Genomic DNA, 15028 nt, shown 5'->3' with positions numbered 1-15028 from the left:
CTTCCGGCACGATGGGAGGGTCGCTCCCCCCTTCCCCCTCTATGCGCGTAGAAAGAGGAACCACCTCATGGACGTCATCTCCGTCATCCGCACGAAGCGGGACAAGGGCGAGCTGAGCCCGGAGCAGATCGACTGGGTCATCGACGCGTACACCCGTGGTGCGGTCGCCGACGAGCAGATGTCCGCCCTGGCCATGGCCATCCTGCTGAACGGCATGAACCGCGCGGAGATCGCCCGCTGGACCGCCGCGATGATCGCCAGCGGCGAGCGCATGAACTTCGACTCCCTCTCCCGCCCCACCGCCGACAAGCACTCCACCGGCGGCGTCGGCGACAAGATCACCCTCCCGCTCGCCCCGCTCGTCGCCGCCTGCGGCGCGGCCGTCCCCCAGCTCTCCGGCCGCGGCCTCGGCCACACCGGCGGAACCCTCGACAAGCTGGAGTCCATCCCGGGCTGGCGGGCGCTGCTCTCCAACGAGGAGATGCTGCACGTCCTCGACACCACGGGCGCGGTGATCTGCGCGGCGGGCGACGGCCTGGCCCCGGCGGACAAGAAGCTCTACGCGCTCCGCGACGTCACGGGCACGGTGGAGGCCATCCCCCTGATCGCCTCGTCCATCATGTCGAAGAAGATCGCCGAGGGTACGGGCTCGCTGGTCCTCGACGTGAAGGTCGGCACCGGCGCCTTCATGAAGAACATCGAGGACGCCCGTGAGCTGGCCTCCACGATGGTCGGCCTCGGCACCGACAGCGGCGTGAAGACGGTGGCCCTGCTCACCGACATGTCCACCCCGCTCGGCCTCACCGCGGGCAACGCGCTCGAGGTCCGCGAGTCCGTCGAGGTCCTCGCGGGCGGCGGCCCGGCGGACGTCGTCGAGCTGACGATCGCGCTGGCCCGCGAGATGCTCGAAGCGGCCGGCATCAAGGACGCGGACCCGGCGAAGGCGCTGGCCGACGGCTCGGCGATGGACCACTGGCGCCGGATGATCGCGGCCCAGGGCGGCGACCCGGACGCGGCCCTCCCGGTCGCCCGCGAGCAGCACGTCGTCACGGCCCCGTCGACCGGCGTCCTCACCCGCCTCGACGCGTACGACATCGGCATCGCCGCCTGGCGGCTCGGCGCGGGCCGCGCCCGCAAGGAGGACCCGGTGCAGGCGGGCGCGGGCGTCGAGCTCCACGCCAAGCCGGGTGACACGGTGACGGCGGGCCAGCCGCTGCTCACCCTCCACACGGACACGCCGGAGAAGTTCGACTACGCCCTGAAGTCCCTGGACGCCGCCTGGGACATCGCGGCCGAGGGCACGGCCTTCACCCCGAACCCGATCGTCCTGGACCGCATCGCCTGAGGCGGGGCATATACCTCTGACACCTTCGGGTGAACGGGACCGATGGACCCCCACCGGTCCCGTTCGGCATGCTGGGATCGGTGACGCACCGACAGAGGAGACCGCCATGAGCGCACTCACCGTCGATCACTCGTCGCCGGGGTCACCTCACCCTCGACACCGCCGAGCTCCCCGTCAGTTGAGTGCCGCCCCCAGCAGCCCCGGCAGCTCCCGCATGTGCTCGAAGACCACCGTCCGGGGGCCGGCGAGCCGCTCCGCCCGGGACAGACCGCCCACGTAACCGAAGGCCCGCATCCCGGCCGCGCGGGCCGCCTGGACGCCGTACGGACTGTCCTCCACGACCGCGCAGCGCTCGGGCGGCACGCCCATCGTGGCCGCCGCGTGCAGGAAGAGGTCCGGGGCGGGCTTGCCGCGGGCGACGTCGCGGGCGCTGAACATCCGGCCCTCGAAGCGGTCGATCAGGCCCGCGCGCGTGAGGTTCCTGCCGATGCTGGCGTGGCTGCCGTTGGAGGCGAGGCAGTACGGGAGCGGCAGGGTGTCCAGGACGTCCGTGACGCCCTCCACGGCCGTCAGTTCCGCGTCCAGGGCGTCCTCGTACCGCTGCCGGAAAGGCGCGTTCCACCCGGGCGCCAGGGGGCGGCCGATGCGCTCCTCCAGGATGGAGGTGAGCAGTTCGTGGGAGGAGCCGACGAAGTGCTCCACCATCTCCGCCTCGGTGAAGTCCGCCCCGAGCGTGGCGAACACCTCCCGGTCCACGCGGCAGTAGATCTTCTCGCTGTCCACCAGAACGCCGTCACAGTCGAAGATCACCAGTTCGACAGGCTCGTGAGTCATGATCCAGAGCCTAGCGACACGGGCCCGCGATGAGTTCTCACCTCCCGCCCGGTCTCAACGGACGTGGACCCCAGTCAACCGCTTGTCGTGACCCTGACCGCCTGCCCGACCCGGGACGAGGTGGCGCGGCTCTGTGCCGAGCTCGCCGCCGCCCCGCCCGGAGAGGTGGTCTGCGAGGTCGGCGCCCTCGTCCGCGCCGACCTCGCCGCCGTCGACGCCCTCGCCCGGCTGAGACTCGAAGCCGGCCGACGCGGCCACCGCATCCGCTTCCACGGAGCAGGAGCCGACCTGCGGGCCCTGCTCCGGCTGACCGGGATCGGCGAGACCCTAGGGCCTGTCTGAGCAGGCCCTAGGCCTCTAGCCTGGCGGGCAGGTCGAAGAGCGGGAACCAGCGCTCGGTGTCCAGGAAGAAGTCCATCCCCGCGACCTTCCCGTCCCGCAGCTCCAGGACGATCAGCGCCCACGGAGCGAAGCCGCCCGCCGGGTCCGGGTGGTACTGCGCGAACGCCGGGGAGCCGTTCGCCACGGTCGGCACCAGCTTCGAGCCGGAGCAGACCTCGCCGACGCCCAGCATCCAGCCCACGATGTCGTCGTGACCCTGGAGCCACAGGTCGTACGGCGGCATGGACATGGTCGCGTCCTCGTGGAGGAGCGCGGTCAGCGCCTTCATGTCGTAGCCCTCGAAGGCGGCGACATACCGCTCCAGGAGCGCCTTCTGCTCCTCGTCCAGCGGGTTCGCCGGGTCGGAGGTGGCCGGCGCCTGCTCGGCCAGGGTCGCGCGGGCCCGCTGGAGGGCGCTGTTGACCGAGGCGACGGTGGTGTCGAGGAGCTCCGCGACCTCGCTCGCCTTCCAGGCGAGCACCTCGCGCAGGATGAGCACCGCCCGCTGCTTGGGCGGCAGGTGCTGGAGCGCGGCGACGAACGCGAGCCGCACGGTCTCCCGGGAGACGGCCGTCTCCGCCGGGTCGGCGACCGAGGGCAGCACCCGGCCGTCGGGGATCGGCTCCAGCCAGGTGATCTCCGGCTGCTTGACGAGCTGCGCCTGCGCGACCGGCGTGGGGGAGGTCAGATCCATCGGCCGTGCCCTCTTGTTGCCCGCGTTCAGCGCGTCGAGGCAGACGTTGGTGGCGATCCGGTACAGCCAGGACCGCAGCGACGAGCGGCCCTCGAAGGAGTCGATGGCCTTCCAGGCCCGTACCATCGTGTCCTGCACCGCGTCCTCCGCCTCGAAGGACGAGCCGAGCATCCGGTAGCAGTAACCGGTCAGCTCCCTGCGGTACTTGTCGAGTTCGTCGGTCGTCGCGGTCGCGGCGTCACTCATCGGGTCCACACCCCACTCACCCCTCACCGGCACCCGTTCGGTGCCGGTGAGAGGGAAGCTACCGCAGCGGACTGACAGTCCGGGTCAGGTTCCCGGCTTCCGTCCGTAGACGAAGACGTCGTCGCCGTTCCTGAGCAGGTTCCAGTACGCCTTGGCGTCGGACGGGCGCATGTTGACGCAGCCGCCCGAGCCCGGCGGGTTCCACATGGACTTGGTGGTCGAGTGGAAGGCCTGGCCGCCGTCGAAGAACTGCGCGTACGGCATGGAGACGTGGTAGATCGTCGACCAGTGGTTGATGTTCCGCCAGTAGATCTTCTTCGATCCGGTACGCGTCTCGGTGCCGTCCTTGCCCGTACGGACCGGCACGGGACCGTACTTGAGGCGGGAGCCGTCCTGGATCCAGCTCAGCTGGCGGGTCAGGTCGACACAGGCGATCCGGCCCCGGTTCGTCGGACACTTGCGGTCCTTGTTGGGGTTGGTGCCCGCCGCCTTCTGCTGGATCATCGTGTTCATCGTGCGCCAGGTGAGCGGCCCCGCGTACCCCATGGTCGGGGTGATGCCGTGCTTGCGCTGGAAGGCCTGGATGGCCTGGCAGTCGCCGAGCGACTGACGGCCGTCGACGGTCCGTCCGAGGAACTTCTCCACCTGCTTCTGGTACGGGCCCGTCGTCACGTTGCAGGACGCCGCCTGCGCCGGAGCCGCGCCGAGCGCGATCGTCATCGGCACCACCAGCGAGGTGAGGCCGGCCGCGATGCCCGCTCTCCTGCCTATCCGACCCGTGATTCTCTTCATGATCGTCAACTCCCCCTTGAGTCCTATGCCTTATGACGTCCGGGGGAGCGACTCAGTTGCAGCGGAATCCGGGCGGAATCAGCAGGACGCGGCGAGCTGGATCCGCCGCGCCTCGGTGCGGGCGCTGTGGCTGCCGTACAGGGTGACCGAGACGACTCCGAGGACCGCGACGAGGCCGATCAGTACCGTGCCGGCCCAGCCGCCCGCGTGGAAGGCGACCGCGCCGAGCGTGCCGCCCGCGCTGCTGCCGAGGTAGTACGCGGACTGGTAGAGCGCCGAGGCCTGTGCGCGCCCCGTCTTCGCCGTACGGCTCACTGAGGAGGAGGCGACCGCGTGGCCCGCGAAGAAGCCGGCCGTGATCAGGACGAGGCCCGCGAGGACGGCGGCGAGCGCGTCGGACAGCGAGAGCAGCAGGCCGAGCGCGGTCGTCGTCACCGCCAGGTAGAGCGCCCCGCGCCGGCCGAGCCGCCCGACGAGCTTCCCGGCCGCCGCCGAGGAGACCGTGCCGACCAGGTAGACAAGGAAGATCGAGCCGATCACGCCCTGCGGCAGCGAGAACGGGGCCTCCACCAGGCGGTAGCCGATCACGGTGTACACCGCGCCGAAGACCGTCATGAACAGCGCGCCGATCACGTAGAGCCGCATGAGCAGCGGGTCGGCGAGGTGCGTCCGCACGGTCCGGGCGAGCGCCTTCGGGTTCAGGGTGCCGGGCGTGAAGTGCCGTGCCTTCGGCAGCAGCGCCCGGAAGGCGAGCGCGCACAGCAGGGAGGTCAGGCCGACGGCGGCCAGACCCGCGCGCCAGCCCCACATCTGGGCCACCCAGCCGGTCACCAGGCGGCCGCTCATGCCGCCGATCGAGTTGCCCGCCACGAACAGGCCGATCGCGGCGATCAGCGCCTTGGGCCGTACCTCCTCGGCGAGGAAGGCCATCGCGGAGGCCGGCAGCCCGGCGAGCGCCGCGCCCTGGATCGCGCGGAGGGCGATCAGGGACTCCAGGTTCGGGGCGAGCGGCACCAGGAGAGCGACGCCGACCGCGAGCGCGAGCGAGGCGGTCATCATCGCGCGCCGGCCGAAGCGCTCCGAGAGGGCGCTGAGCGGGAGGACACAGAGGGCGAGGGCGCCGGTCGCGGCCGAGACCGTCCAGGAGGCGGCGGAGGCGGTGGCGCCGAACTCGGCCGAGATGGCCGGCAGCAGGGCCTGCGTGGAGTAGAGGAGAGCGAAGGTGGCGAGGCCCGCGGCGAAGAGCGCGAGACTCATCCGGCGGTAGCCGGGGGCGCCGGGGGCGAGGCGGGAGTCGGCGGGGCGGGAGTCGGCGGACGCGTGGGTGGCGGCCGCCTTGGTACTGGCGGAAGGCATGTCACGAACGTAGGACGCCCCGTTTCATGCGTCCAATGCACGGAACTGCTGTAATCGTTCCCATGGTGCATGAGTACAGGTCACAGGCTCGCCTGTCACCGAACAGTAACGAAGAAGACATGGGACCGCTGCTCGCGCCGCGGCTCGCGTACTTCGCCGCCGTCGCCCGGCATGAGCATGTGACCCGCGCAGCGGCCGAGATGGGCGTGCCGCAGTCCACGCTCTCCCGGGCGATGGTCCGGCTCGAACAGGACCTCGGCGTCAGCCTCTTCGCCCGCCGCGGCCGCACGGTCTCCCTCACCCCCGCCGGGCGCCGCTTCCTCACCGCCGCCGAACGGGCGCTCGCCGAGGTGGAGCGGGCGGCCGACACCGTACGGGCCGACGCCGACCCCACGGCGGGCCGCGTCGCCTTCGGGTTCCTGCACACCATGGGCTCCGAGACGGTCCCCGGCCTCATCCGCGCCTTCCGCGTCGACCATCCGCGGATCCGCTTCACCCTCGTCCAGAACTACGGCGAGGCGATGATCGAACGGCTCCGGGCCGGCGACCTCGACCTCTGTCTGACCTCCCCCGTGCCGGACGCCCCCGACCTGGTCGCCCGCCGCCTCGACGAGCAGCGGCTGCGGCTCGTCGTCCCCGACGACCACCGCCTCGCGGGCCGCAAGCGGGTCCGTCTCGCCGAGGCCGCGGACGAGACGTTCGTGACCCTGGAACCGGGGTACGGGCTGCGCCGCATCACCGACGACCTGTGCGCGGAGGCCGGCTTCAAGCCCCGGATCGCCTTCGAGGGCGAGGAGGCCGAGACCCTGCGCGGCCTGGTCGCCGCCGGTCTCGGCGTGGCCCTGCTGCCGCCGCCCGCCGTCCCGCGCCCCGGCGTCGTCGAGCTGACCGTCACCGCCCCGCGCGCGGTCCGCGAGATCGGTGTCGCCTGGCTCGACGGCCACCCGGACACCGCCCCGGTGGCCGCGTTCAAGAAGTTCCTGCTGAGCCGCAGGGGCCATCTGCTCCCGAAGGAGCCCTCACCGCCGCAGTGAGCCCCCGAAGCCCGCCGCCAGCGGCATCCGCAGGCCCAGCGGCGGGGGAGCGGCCATCGCGTCGGTCACGGGACGGGCGACCGGGCGGGCGAAGAGCGCGCCGAGGACGAAGTCGGCGGCCAGGGCCCGCACCTCGTCCGCGTACTGGCGGAGCGCGTGGCCGTCCGAGTGCACCTCGAAACGGCAGGTGTCCCGGTTCGCCTTCTTGGCCCGCTCGGCGAACCTGAACGACAGCTCGGGGTCCGTCCGCGCGTCGTTCGTGCCGTGTACGAGCAGCACCCGGCGTCCCACCAGCTGCCGTACGGCCTCCGGCTCCGCCGCCACGTCGTCCTCCGGCAGCCAGGGGGCGAGCCCCAGGACCGCGCCGACGGCGCCGTGTCCGGCCGCCCGCAGCGCGGCCCGGGCGCCGAGCCCGTGCCCGACGAGACAGACCGGGACGTCGCCGTACCGCCGTACCGCCTCCGAGACCGCCCAGCCCGCGTCCTCCGCGAGGTTCGCGTCGGCCCCGTTCCAGCCGCGTCCCCGGTAGCGCACCACGTGGGCGACGAGGCCCTCTGCCCGGCCCGCGCGGACGAGCGCGCGCCCGAGCGGCAGCATGGCGGCGTGGGCCCGCGTCGAGGCCCGCCGTCCCGACACCGGCTCGCCGTCCGGCAGGAGCAGCACCACGCCGCCCGCCGCCGACGTCCGTGAACCTCCGACAGGCCGTCCGAGCCGGGGTCTCCGGGCGTCGGACGGCCCCACGAGTGCGAAGTGCGCCATGGCAGAACAGTCTCAGAAGCGGAGATGTACGCCAGCCGTACGCGCGGTCACTGTTACGTATCGTCCGGTCAGCGAACGCCCTCTGCGTGCCCCTTGCCGAGATGGGCACCGCGCCCCGCCGTGCGCCGGGACCCGGCCGGTGTGCCGCATGAGGTCTTCTGGATCGGGCCTGGAAGTGAAAAAGCCGTACGCGGTGCCGCGCAGGGAGGCGCGTTCTACGCGCGTAGGGGCTACAGTGCGGAAATGACGAGCCAGACCCCCAGCGTTCCCACCGCGGACCAGATCCGCCGCGCCCCGAAGGTGCTGCTCCACGACCACCTCGACGGCGGGCTGCGCCCCGGCACGATCATCGAACTCGCCCGGGAGCAGGGCTATCAGCAGCTCCCCGAGACGGAGCCCGACAAGCTCGGCATCTGGTTCCGCGAAGCCGCCGACTCCGGTTCCCTCGAGCGGTACCTGGAGACCTTCGCGCACACCTGCGCCGTCATGCAGACCCGCGACGCCCTCTTCCGCGTCGCCGCCGAGTGCGCCGTCGACCTCGCCGAGGACGGCGTCGTCTACGCGGAGGTGCGCTACGCCCCCGAGCAGCACCTGGAGGGCGGCCTCACCCTCGGCGAGGTCGTGGAGGCCGTCAACGAGGGCTTCCGCGAGGGCGAGCGGCAGGCCAGGGCCAACGGGTACCGCATTCGCATCGGCGCCCTGCTCACCGCCATGCGGCACGCCGCCCGCGCCCTGGAGATCGCCGAACTCGCCAACAGCTACCGCGACTCCGGCGTCGTCGGCTTCGACATCGCGGGCGCCGAGGCCGGCTACCCGCCCACCCGCCACCTCGACGCCTTCGAGTACCTCAAGCGGGAGAACAACCACTTCACGATCCACGCGGGCGAGGCCTTCGGACTGCCCTCCATCTGGCAGGCGCTCCAGTGGTGCGGCGCCGACCGGCTCGGGCACGGCGTCCGGATCATCGACGACATCGAGGTCGCCGACGACGGCTCGGTGACCCTCGGCCGGCTCGCCGCGTACGTCCGTGACAAGCGCATCCCCCTGGAGATGTGCCCCTCGTCCAACCTCCAGACCGGTGCCGCCGCCTCGTTCGCCGAGCACCCCATCGGCCTGCTCCGCAAGCTGCACTTCCGGGCCACGGTCAACACCGACAACCGGCTGATGAGCGGGACGTCGATGAGCCGGGAATTCGAGCTGCTGACCGAGGCATTCGATTACACGCTCGATGACATGCAGTGGTTCACGGTCAATGCGATGAAATCAGCGTTCATTCCTTTCGATGAACGTCTGGCCATGATCAACGAGGTCATCAAGCCCGGATACGCCGAGCTGAAGTCCGCATGGCTGTTCCAGCAGACCGCCACGACCAGCGAGTCTTCCCGTACGGCGGGCTGAGGCCGCACCCCGTCAAGGGGAGGCGAGCGGCCGGGTGAGCGCGACACCCGGCCGCTTTCCGGTGTTTGCGGAGAGATCGTCAGGTGGTTAGGTTGCAGAGCCGCTCTGCATTCCCAATTCCCAGGATTTCCCCGTCCGGCTTTCCCGGAAGCCCCCGGATTCCCCAAGGATGATTTTCAGATGAAGCAGTCTGCCGCCAAGAAGTTCGGTGTCGCCGCTCTCGGTGCCGCTTTCGCCGCCACCGCCGCCGGCACGGCCTCCGCCGCGCCCTCCCTGCCCGTCGGCACCGACGTGCTGGGCACGGTGACCCAGGCCGTCCCGCTGGGGGACGGACTGACCGAGCTCCCCGCCGGCGCCGCCGACTCCCTCGGTGCCGGCCAGGGCGCCCTCGACCAGGGCACGAAGACGCTCCCGGCCACCGCTGGCAAGGCCACCCAGGGCCTCCCCCTCGACGCCGCCACCGGCGGCCTCGGCGCCACCCCGCTCGGCGGCCTCCTCGGCGGCCTGCCGCTGGGCGCCGTCGGTCTGCCGATCGGCTGACCCGAACCGCGGGACGCACGACGCCGCAGGGGCGCGCATCCGGTCTTCCGGGTACGCGCCCCTGCGGCGTGCGGCGGCTACCAGGCGGTGCTCGCGCTCTTCTCCGCCGGCAGGAAGACCCACAGGCCCAGGTAGATCAGGAACTGCGGGCCGGGCAGCAGACAGGAGACCAGGAAGATCACGCGCATCGTCGACGCGGAGGTGCCGAAGCGCCGGGCCAGCGCCGCGCACACTCCGCCGATCATGCGTCCGTCACGGGGGCGGGCAAGTGCGGCCATGGTGGGCTCCTTCGGAGTCGGTCCGGGAGCCGCTCCGTCGGGCTCCCGATGACTCCATACTGCCGCCGGACGGGGGTCCCGGGCGTCGGTCTACCGGGCGACCGGCACCCTGGAAATCGTCGGGGTCGCACCCTGAGACCCCTCATCCCGCAGCAGGGCGGGACCGCGCCCCCGGCCGGTCCCCGCGGAGGAGTCCGGCCGCGCCGCGTCCGACCTGCGTCGCAGCCACGTCCGCCCGGCCGGCACGAGGAGCAGATGCGCGAGCGCCACCCCGGCGGTGTTCAGGAGGATCGAGTCCACGTCCACGACCTGGCCGGGCACGGCGGTCTGCAGCAGCTCCACACCCAGCGACACCAGCGCCCCGGCGGCTGTCGTCCGGACCAGCGAGGCCCAGGCGGAGACGTCGAGGCGTCCCTCGGCCATCGGCAGCAGCGCCCCGAGCGGGGCCAGGAGCAGCAGACCCTCGCCGATCAGCCGGGCCGCCTCGGCGGCGCCGAGCGCGAGATCCGCCCGGAGGCCGTTCAGGGGGACGGTGTTCGGAGCGGTCACCCAGGCCACGTCCCGTGGGCGCAGGCTGACCCAGGCGACGAGCAGCAGATGCGCGAGGACGAGGACGAACCCCGCCACGCGGACGACCACGGCGGCACTGCCGCCCGAACCTTGACGCTGCACGCCCCCCAAGACGCCCCGCACGGCGGAATCGGTTCCGCCGGAGGCGGCCCGGCCCGCCGCGGCCACCCGAGGGGCCTCCCGTCAGCCCGTGGGGGTCGCCGGAGGAGCGGGCAGGGCGGCCGTCGGCGGCGCCGACTCGGGCCGTTCCCGCAGGTCCGCCGTGCACCGGTAGCGCTTCGGCGCGTACGCGCCGGGCCCGCCGAGCAGGACCGTGTGGTCACCCGCGCCCGCCGAGCTCCCCGCGAACGTGCAGACCAGCTGCGACAGCGCCGTCGGCGCCAGGTCCTCCGGCTGCCGGCTCAGCCGCAGCGTGCCCGCCGGGTCGCCCTCGCGGCCGCCGCCCACCTCCAGCGGGCCGCGCACCGCGGTCGTGAACCCGGCCTGCCGCTCACTGTCCGAGGGCTCGGCCAGCAGCTGCGCGAGCAGCCCCCCGGCCGTACGCACCGGGTCGCCGCCCGCCTTCTCCTCCGGCAGCGGCGAGCGCCGGTCCACCGCCTCCAGCTGGGACCCGCAGACCAGGAACACCCGGACCGGCACGCCCCGCGACGCCGCCCCCGTCGTACCGCCGTCGGCGGTGCTGCACGGGACCCGGGACGGGGCCGCGCCCGCGTCGACCGGGACCGACGTCGTCCTGATCCCGCAGCCGGTGACCAGGGTGGTCAGCGTGACCGCCGCCAGAGCCGTACGCCCGAAGACCCCGCGCCTCACGCTTCCTCCACCTCGCCCTGACTGCTGCGGGTCTGCACCTCACGGGTGATCCCCGAGGCGTCCAGGGGCAGCCGCAGCACGAACACCGCGCCGTCCACCGCCCCGTCCTCGCCGACCGAATTGGAGGCGGTGATCGAACCGCCGTGGATCAGCGCGTTCTCCATGGCGATCGACAGGCCGAGGCCGCTGCCGTCGGACCGGGGCCGGGACGCGCTCGCCTTGTAGAAGCGGTCGAAGACGTGCGGCAGCACCTCCTCGGGGATGCCGGGGCCGTGGTCGCGTACCGCGATGACCAGTTCGTCGTCCTCGGTGCGCACCGAGACCCGCACCGGCGAACCGCCGTGCTTCAGCGCGTTGCCGATCAGGTTCGCCAGGATGACGTCGAGCCGGCGCGGGTCGAGCGGTGCCACGATCCCGCGCTCGGCGTCCAGGTCGACCGCGTCCAGCCAGGCCCGCGCGTCGATGCACGCGGTGATCTGGTCGGCGATGTCCACCTCGTCGAGGACGAGCCGGGCGGTGCCCGCGTCGAAACGGGTCACCTCCATCAGGTTCTCCACCAGGTCGTTGAGCCGCCGGGTCTCGCTGACGACGAGCGCCACCGCCGGCGCGATCATCGGGTCGAGGGAGTCCTGCTCGTCCTCCAGGACCTCCGTGACGGCCGTGAGCGCGGTCAGCGGGGTCCGCAGCTCGTGCGACATGTCGGCCACGAAACGGCGGGAGGACTCCTCCCGGGCGCTCATGTCCGCGACCTTCTTCTGCAGGGACTCGGCCGCGCTGTTGAACGTACGCGAGAGATCCGCCAGTTCGTCCGCGCCGGTGACCCGCAGCCGGGTGTCGAGCTTGCCCTCGCCGAGCTGCCGGGCCGCCTCGCCGAGCCGGTGCACCGGGCGCAGCACGGTCGTCGCCGCTACCTGCGCGAGCAGCACCGAGCCGGCCACGGCGAGCGCAGTGGCGATCCCGAGCGACCAGGCGAGCGAGTTCAGATCGGCCTTCTCCGCGGCCAGCGACTTGAACATGTAGCCGGCGGGCCCACCGCCGTCGATCCGTGTCCCGCCGACCAGGTACGGCGTCCCGTTCCGCTCCGTACGCTGCCAGAACAGGTGGTACGGGTACGGGTTGGCCTCCGTCACCGGCCGCTCGGTGTCCACGGCCTCCGTCAGCGAGCGCGGCACGTCGGCCAGGGTGAAGTCGTCCGGGTCCGAGGCGCCGACGATCGGCTTGCCCGCGGCCCGCTCCCCGAGCAGCAGCACCTGGTAGTTGGCGCCGCTCGCGCTCGCCATCTGCTCGGCGGTCCGCCGCAGGTCGTCCTGGGTCGGCCGGAGCGGCAGCGTCGCCGCCCGGTTCTGCATCTCCTGCCGGAAGTCGTTGAGCGCCCCGTCCTGGGTGCGGGTCAGCACCGCCTCGCGGTTCAGCCAGTACGCGATGCCGGACGCGGCGACCGCGGCGGTGAGCGCGACGAGGGCGAAGACGACGACGAGCCGCAGCCGCAGGCTGGAGAGACGCAGCCTCGTGAGGATCCCCTTGCTCACGCAGGGACGTCCAGCCGGTAGCCGACCCCGCGCACGGTACGGATCAGGGTCGGCGAGGACGGCACGTCCTCCACCTTGGCGCGCAGCCGCTGCACACACGCGTCGACGAGCCGCGAGTCGCCCAGGTAGTCGTGCTCCCACACGAGCCGCAGCAGCTGCTGCCGGGAGAGCGCCTGACCGGGGCGGCGGCTCAGCTCGAGGAGCAGCCGCAGCTCGGTCGGGGTGAGCTGGAGGTCCTCGCCGTTCTTGGTGACCGTCATCGCGGAGCGGTCGATCACCAGCGAGCCGTACGTCGCCGAATCCGTCGACTCCCGCTCGCCGCGCCGCAGTACGGCCCGGATACGGGCGTCGAGGACGCGGCCCTGCACCGGCTTCACGACGTAGTCGTCGGCTCCGGACTCCAGGCCCACGACCACGTCGATGTCGTCGCTGCGCGCGGTCAGCAGGATGATCGGCAGCTGGTCGGTGCGGCGGATGCGCCGACACACCTCGAAGCCGTCGATGCCGGGCAGCATGACGTCGAGCACGACCAGGTCGGGCCGCTGCTCGCGCAGCAGCTGGAGACCGTCCTCACCGGTCGCGGCGGTGGCCACCCGGTGGCCCTGCCGGGACAGGGAGAGTTCGAGGGCCGTGCGGATGGCGTCGTCGTCCTCGATCAGCAGCAGAAAAGGCACGGACGCATTCTGTCGCATGCGGCCGTCCGAGTTCGACCGCTGGGAGGCGCGCATCTGTCACGGCCCCCTGTGACACGTCTGTGACAGTCGGCGGACAACGCCATGAAGTCCGGTGGGCAAGCTTCTTGGCACACGGACCGAAACACACTCCAACCGACGGGGGGCGCGAGATGAACGCACTGCACAGCACCACCTCGAGCGCAGTAGTCACGCGTCTCCACGACGTCGTACGGAGCACGGAGAAGTCCGGCGCGATCGTGAACCAGCGGGGGTGCGTTCGCGGCGTCGGACGTCAGCGCAAGGCGCCGTACATGGTGGCCGTCGCTGACGGGGGAGCGGCGTACGGGGAGGTCACGGGGGAGCGCAACTGTTCGGAGGCCGAGTTCACGGCCTACGTCCAGGAGCGTCGTGCCTCCCTGTACGCCACCGCCTACCACCTCACCGGTGACCGTTTCGAGGCCGAGGACCTGCTGCAGAGCGCGCTGTTCTCCACGTACCGCGCCTGGGAGCGGATCAGCGACAAGGCCGCGGTCGGCGGATACCTCCGTCGCACCATGACCAACCTGCACATCAGCGCCTGGCGCCGGCGCAAGCTGAACGAGTACCCGACCGAGGAGCTCCCGGAGACGGTGGGCGAGACGGACGCGATGCGCGGCACGGAGCTGCGCACGGTGCTCTGGCAGGCCCTGGCCCGGCTGCCCGAGCTCCAGCGGACCATGCTGGTGCTGCGCTACTACGAGGGCCGGACCGATCCGGAGATCGCGGAGATCCTGGACATCAGTGTCGGCACGGTGAAGTCGAGCATCTGGCGCTCGCTGCGGCGACTGCGCGAGGACGAGGTGCTGAGCTTCGGCCGTGACGAGGAGGAGTCCTTCGGCGAGCTGGTGGCCTGAAGGTCGGGGGGAAAGACCCACGAGGGCCTACGGGGGAAACGGGGCCGGCGGGGGTTGTTGTTCACGGGGGACCCGTACGGGGGTGCGGGTTGAACGAAGCGGGTCGTACGGGCCGGGGGGCCACGGACGACCCGCTTCGTGCGTGTCAGCCGGCCGCTGGGGTGCGGTGGCGGCCCGCCGCCGCCGCTGCCAGGCGGCCCAGGGCCTCGGGCTTCGCGCAGGGGTGTGCGCCCAGGGCGGCCTGGCGGGCCACGATCGCCCGCTCGGCCCGCATCAGACGCCAGCCGCGCCGCAGCAGGAACGGCACCGACTTGCGGCCCTCGCGGAGATCGCGGGCGAGCCGCCGGCGGAACGTCGTCGAGGGGCGGCCGCGCAGGCACAGCGCGTCGGCGAGGACGTCGAGTTCGCGGCAGCGGGCCACGATCTCGGCCGCGAAGATCCCCTCCGCCACGAAGAGCGGCGTCCGCTCGATGTCGAACCGCTCGCGGTCCACCCGGGAGCTGGTGGCGATGTCGTACACGGGGACCTCGGTCCGCCCCGTACGGCACAGTTCGACGATCGCGGAGACGGCGGCGTCCGCGTCCCAGGACCGTGGGGAGTCCCAGTCGATGTCCGCGCTGCCTTCGACGAGCGGGAGGGTCGGGTCGTCGGCCTCCTTGTAGAAGTCGTCGAGGCGCAGGACCGGGAGGCCGGTGACGGCGGCGAGGGACGACTTGCCGGAGCCGGAGGGGCCCGCGAGCAGGACGACCCGGGTCGGGATCGGTAGGGAACTCACGGGACACCAGTGTGAACCATCCCCCCGTGCGGGGGACCCCCGAGGAAGGCCGTAGGTATCGAGCATCACACCTCGACCACCGTCGGTGGCCGTCCGGTGACCTTCTGGAAGGATGGATGC

General features: G+C 72.2%; 17 protein-coding genes. 6 read left to right on the top strand and 11 right to left on the bottom strand.

The window, feature by feature from the left end:
* Window positions 1–67: 67 nt before the first annotated feature.
* On the top strand, window positions 68–1345 hold the full coding sequence (locus ACFVYX_RS09360) for a thymidine phosphorylase (RefSeq protein WP_389680751.1): 1278 nt from the start codon (window positions 68–70) through the stop codon (window positions 1343–1345).
* Window positions 1346–1519: 174 nt separating this feature from the next.
* Here ACFVYX_RS09360 and ACFVYX_RS09355 read toward each other — a convergent pair whose 3' ends face one another.
* A complete protein-coding gene (locus ACFVYX_RS09355; protein ID WP_389680750.1) occupies window positions 1520–2179 on the bottom strand; it encodes an HAD family hydrolase in 660 nt (219 codons plus the stop codon).
* 87 nt (window positions 2180–2266) lie between these two features.
* Here ACFVYX_RS09355 and ACFVYX_RS09350 point away from each other — a divergent pair, with 87 nt between their 5' ends.
* Complete coding sequence (locus ACFVYX_RS09350; protein ID WP_389680749.1) at window positions 2267–2521, top strand: STAS domain-containing protein; 255 nt, start codon at window positions 2267–2269, stop codon at window positions 2519–2521.
* 7 nt (window positions 2522–2528) lie between these two features.
* Here ACFVYX_RS09350 and ACFVYX_RS09345 read toward each other — a convergent pair whose 3' ends face one another.
* The 3 genes from ACFVYX_RS09345 to ACFVYX_RS09335 all read right to left on the bottom strand — a co-directional run bounded on the left by ACFVYX_RS09345 (window position 2529) and on the right by ACFVYX_RS09335 (window position 5648).
* Complete coding sequence (locus tag ACFVYX_RS09345; protein ID WP_389680748.1) at window positions 2529–3500, bottom strand: sigma-70 family RNA polymerase sigma factor; 972 nt, start codon at window positions 3498–3500, stop codon at window positions 2529–2531.
* Window positions 3501–3584: 84 nt separating this feature from the next.
* Window positions 3585–4292 carry a L,D-transpeptidase family protein gene (locus ACFVYX_RS09340; RefSeq protein ID WP_389680747.1) on the bottom strand — a complete coding sequence of 236 codons (708 nt, stop codon included), beginning with the start codon at window positions 4290–4292 and terminating at the stop codon, window positions 3585–3587.
* A gap of 78 nt (window positions 4293–4370) precedes the next feature.
* Window positions 4371–5648 carry an MFS transporter gene (locus tag ACFVYX_RS09335; RefSeq protein ID WP_389680746.1) on the bottom strand — a complete coding sequence of 426 codons (1278 nt, stop codon included), beginning with the start codon at window positions 5646–5648 and terminating at the stop codon, window positions 4371–4373.
* A 62-nt stretch (window positions 5649–5710) separates the two neighbouring features.
* On the opposite strand from ACFVYX_RS09335, the gene ACFVYX_RS09330 reads away from it, so the two are divergent.
* On the top strand, window positions 5711–6682 hold the full coding sequence (locus tag ACFVYX_RS09330) for a LysR family transcriptional regulator (protein WP_389680745.1): 972 nt from the start codon (window positions 5711–5713) through the stop codon (window positions 6680–6682).
* On the opposite strand, the gene ACFVYX_RS09325 is transcribed toward ACFVYX_RS09330, so the two are convergent.
* Complete coding sequence (locus ACFVYX_RS09325) at window positions 6668–7441, bottom strand: alpha/beta hydrolase (RefSeq protein ID WP_389680744.1); 774 nt, start codon at window positions 7439–7441, stop codon at window positions 6668–6670. The two genes, ACFVYX_RS09330 and ACFVYX_RS09325, sit on opposite strands and share 15 nt — an antisense overlap.
* Before the next feature lie 243 nt (window positions 7442–7684).
* On the opposite strand from ACFVYX_RS09325, the gene ACFVYX_RS09320 reads away from it, so the two are divergent.
* Window positions 7685–8839 carry an adenosine deaminase gene (locus ACFVYX_RS09320; protein ID WP_389680743.1) on the top strand — a complete coding sequence of 385 codons (1155 nt, stop codon included), beginning with the start codon at window positions 7685–7687 and terminating at the stop codon, window positions 8837–8839.
* Between the two features lie 180 nt (window positions 8840–9019).
* Window positions 9020–9379, top strand: a complete 360-nt coding sequence (locus tag ACFVYX_RS09315; RefSeq protein WP_389680742.1) for a hypothetical protein — start codon at window positions 9020–9022, stop codon at window positions 9377–9379.
* 77 nt (window positions 9380–9456) lie between these two features.
* On the opposite strand, the gene ACFVYX_RS09310 is transcribed toward ACFVYX_RS09315, so the two are convergent.
* From ACFVYX_RS09310 to afsQ1, 5 genes are all read right to left on the bottom strand, one after another.
* Window positions 9457–9657: a PspC domain-containing protein gene (locus ACFVYX_RS09310; RefSeq protein ID WP_389680741.1), complete on the bottom strand. Its 201-nt coding sequence runs from the start codon at window positions 9655–9657 to the stop codon at window positions 9457–9459.
* Window positions 9658–9747: 90 nt separating this feature from the next.
* Window positions 9748–10329 carry a VanZ family protein gene (locus tag ACFVYX_RS09305; RefSeq protein WP_389680740.1) on the bottom strand — a complete coding sequence of 194 codons (582 nt, stop codon included), beginning with the start codon at window positions 10327–10329 and terminating at the stop codon, window positions 9748–9750.
* Between the two features lie 81 nt (window positions 10330–10410).
* Complete coding sequence (locus tag ACFVYX_RS09300; protein ID WP_389680739.1) at window positions 10411–11037, bottom strand: hypothetical protein; 627 nt, start codon at window positions 11035–11037, stop codon at window positions 10411–10413.
* On the bottom strand, window positions 11034–12566 hold the full coding sequence (locus ACFVYX_RS09295; protein ID WP_389680738.1) for an ATP-binding protein: 1533 nt from the start codon (window positions 12564–12566) through the stop codon (window positions 11034–11036). The genes ACFVYX_RS09300 and ACFVYX_RS09295 overlap by 4 nt, the downstream gene beginning before the upstream one ends.
* A complete protein-coding gene (gene afsQ1 / locus ACFVYX_RS09290) occupies window positions 12563–13240 on the bottom strand; it encodes a two-component system response regulator AfsQ1 (RefSeq protein WP_017239746.1) in 678 nt (225 codons plus the stop codon). The genes ACFVYX_RS09295 and afsQ1 overlap by 4 nt, the downstream gene beginning before the upstream one ends.
* Window positions 13241–13410: 170 nt before the next feature.
* On the opposite strand from afsQ1, the gene ACFVYX_RS09285 reads away from it, so the two are divergent.
* Window positions 13411–14133: a SigE family RNA polymerase sigma factor gene (locus tag ACFVYX_RS09285; protein ID WP_389680737.1), complete on the top strand. Its 723-nt coding sequence runs from the start codon at window positions 13411–13413 to the stop codon at window positions 14131–14133.
* A gap of 145 nt (window positions 14134–14278) precedes the next feature.
* Here the strand turns inward: ACFVYX_RS09285 and ACFVYX_RS09280 are convergent, their stop codons facing one another.
* A complete protein-coding gene (locus ACFVYX_RS09280; RefSeq protein ID WP_389680736.1) occupies window positions 14279–14974 on the bottom strand; it encodes a uridine kinase in 696 nt (231 codons plus the stop codon).
* Window positions 14975–15028: the final 54 nt, after the last annotated feature.

Origin of the sequence: Streptomyces sp. NPDC058326 (assembly GCF_042879855.1) — a bacterium.
Taxonomy (GTDB): Bacteria; Actinomycetota; Actinomycetes; order Streptomycetales; family Streptomycetaceae; genus Streptomyces.
Note: the sequence above shows the minus strand (reverse complement) of the source record. Positions and strands in the feature narration are given on the sequence as shown.

Excerpts from the sequence above, each read along its gene's own strand:
- ACFVYX_RS09360 (WP_389680751.1), top strand. The coding sequence starts at position 68 with ATGGACGTCATCTCCGTCATCCGCACGAAGCGGGACAAGGGCGAGCTG.
- ACFVYX_RS09355 (WP_389680750.1), bottom strand. The coding sequence starts at position 2,179 with ATGACTCACGAGCCTGTCGAACTGGTGATCTTCGACTGTGACGGCGTT.
- ACFVYX_RS09345 (WP_389680748.1), bottom strand. The coding sequence starts at position 3,500 with ATGAGTGACGCCGCGACCGCGACGACCGACGAACTCGACAAGTACCGC.
- ACFVYX_RS09340 (WP_389680747.1), bottom strand. The coding sequence starts at position 4,292 with ATGAAGAGAATCACGGGTCGGATAGGCAGGAGAGCGGGCATCGCGGCC.
- ACFVYX_RS09335 (WP_389680746.1), bottom strand. The coding sequence starts at position 5,648 with ATGCCTTCCGCCAGTACCAAGGCGGCCGCCACCCACGCGTCCGCCGAC.
- ACFVYX_RS09330 (WP_389680745.1), top strand. The coding sequence starts at position 5,711 with ATGGTGCATGAGTACAGGTCACAGGCTCGCCTGTCACCGAACAGTAAC.
- ACFVYX_RS09325 (WP_389680744.1), bottom strand. The coding sequence starts at position 7,441 with ATGGCGCACTTCGCACTCGTGGGGCCGTCCGACGCCCGGAGACCCCGG.
- ACFVYX_RS09320 (WP_389680743.1), top strand. The coding sequence starts at position 7,685 with ATGACGAGCCAGACCCCCAGCGTTCCCACCGCGGACCAGATCCGCCGC.
- ACFVYX_RS09315 (WP_389680742.1), top strand. The coding sequence starts at position 9,020 with ATGAAGCAGTCTGCCGCCAAGAAGTTCGGTGTCGCCGCTCTCGGTGCC.
- ACFVYX_RS09310 (WP_389680741.1), bottom strand. The coding sequence starts at position 9,657 with ATGGCCGCACTTGCCCGCCCCCGTGACGGACGCATGATCGGCGGAGTG.
- ACFVYX_RS09285 (WP_389680737.1), top strand. The coding sequence starts at position 13,411 with ATGAACGCACTGCACAGCACCACCTCGAGCGCAGTAGTCACGCGTCTC.
- ACFVYX_RS09280 (WP_389680736.1), bottom strand. The coding sequence starts at position 14,974 with ATGCTCGATACCTACGGCCTTCCTCGGGGGTCCCCCGCACGGGGGGAT.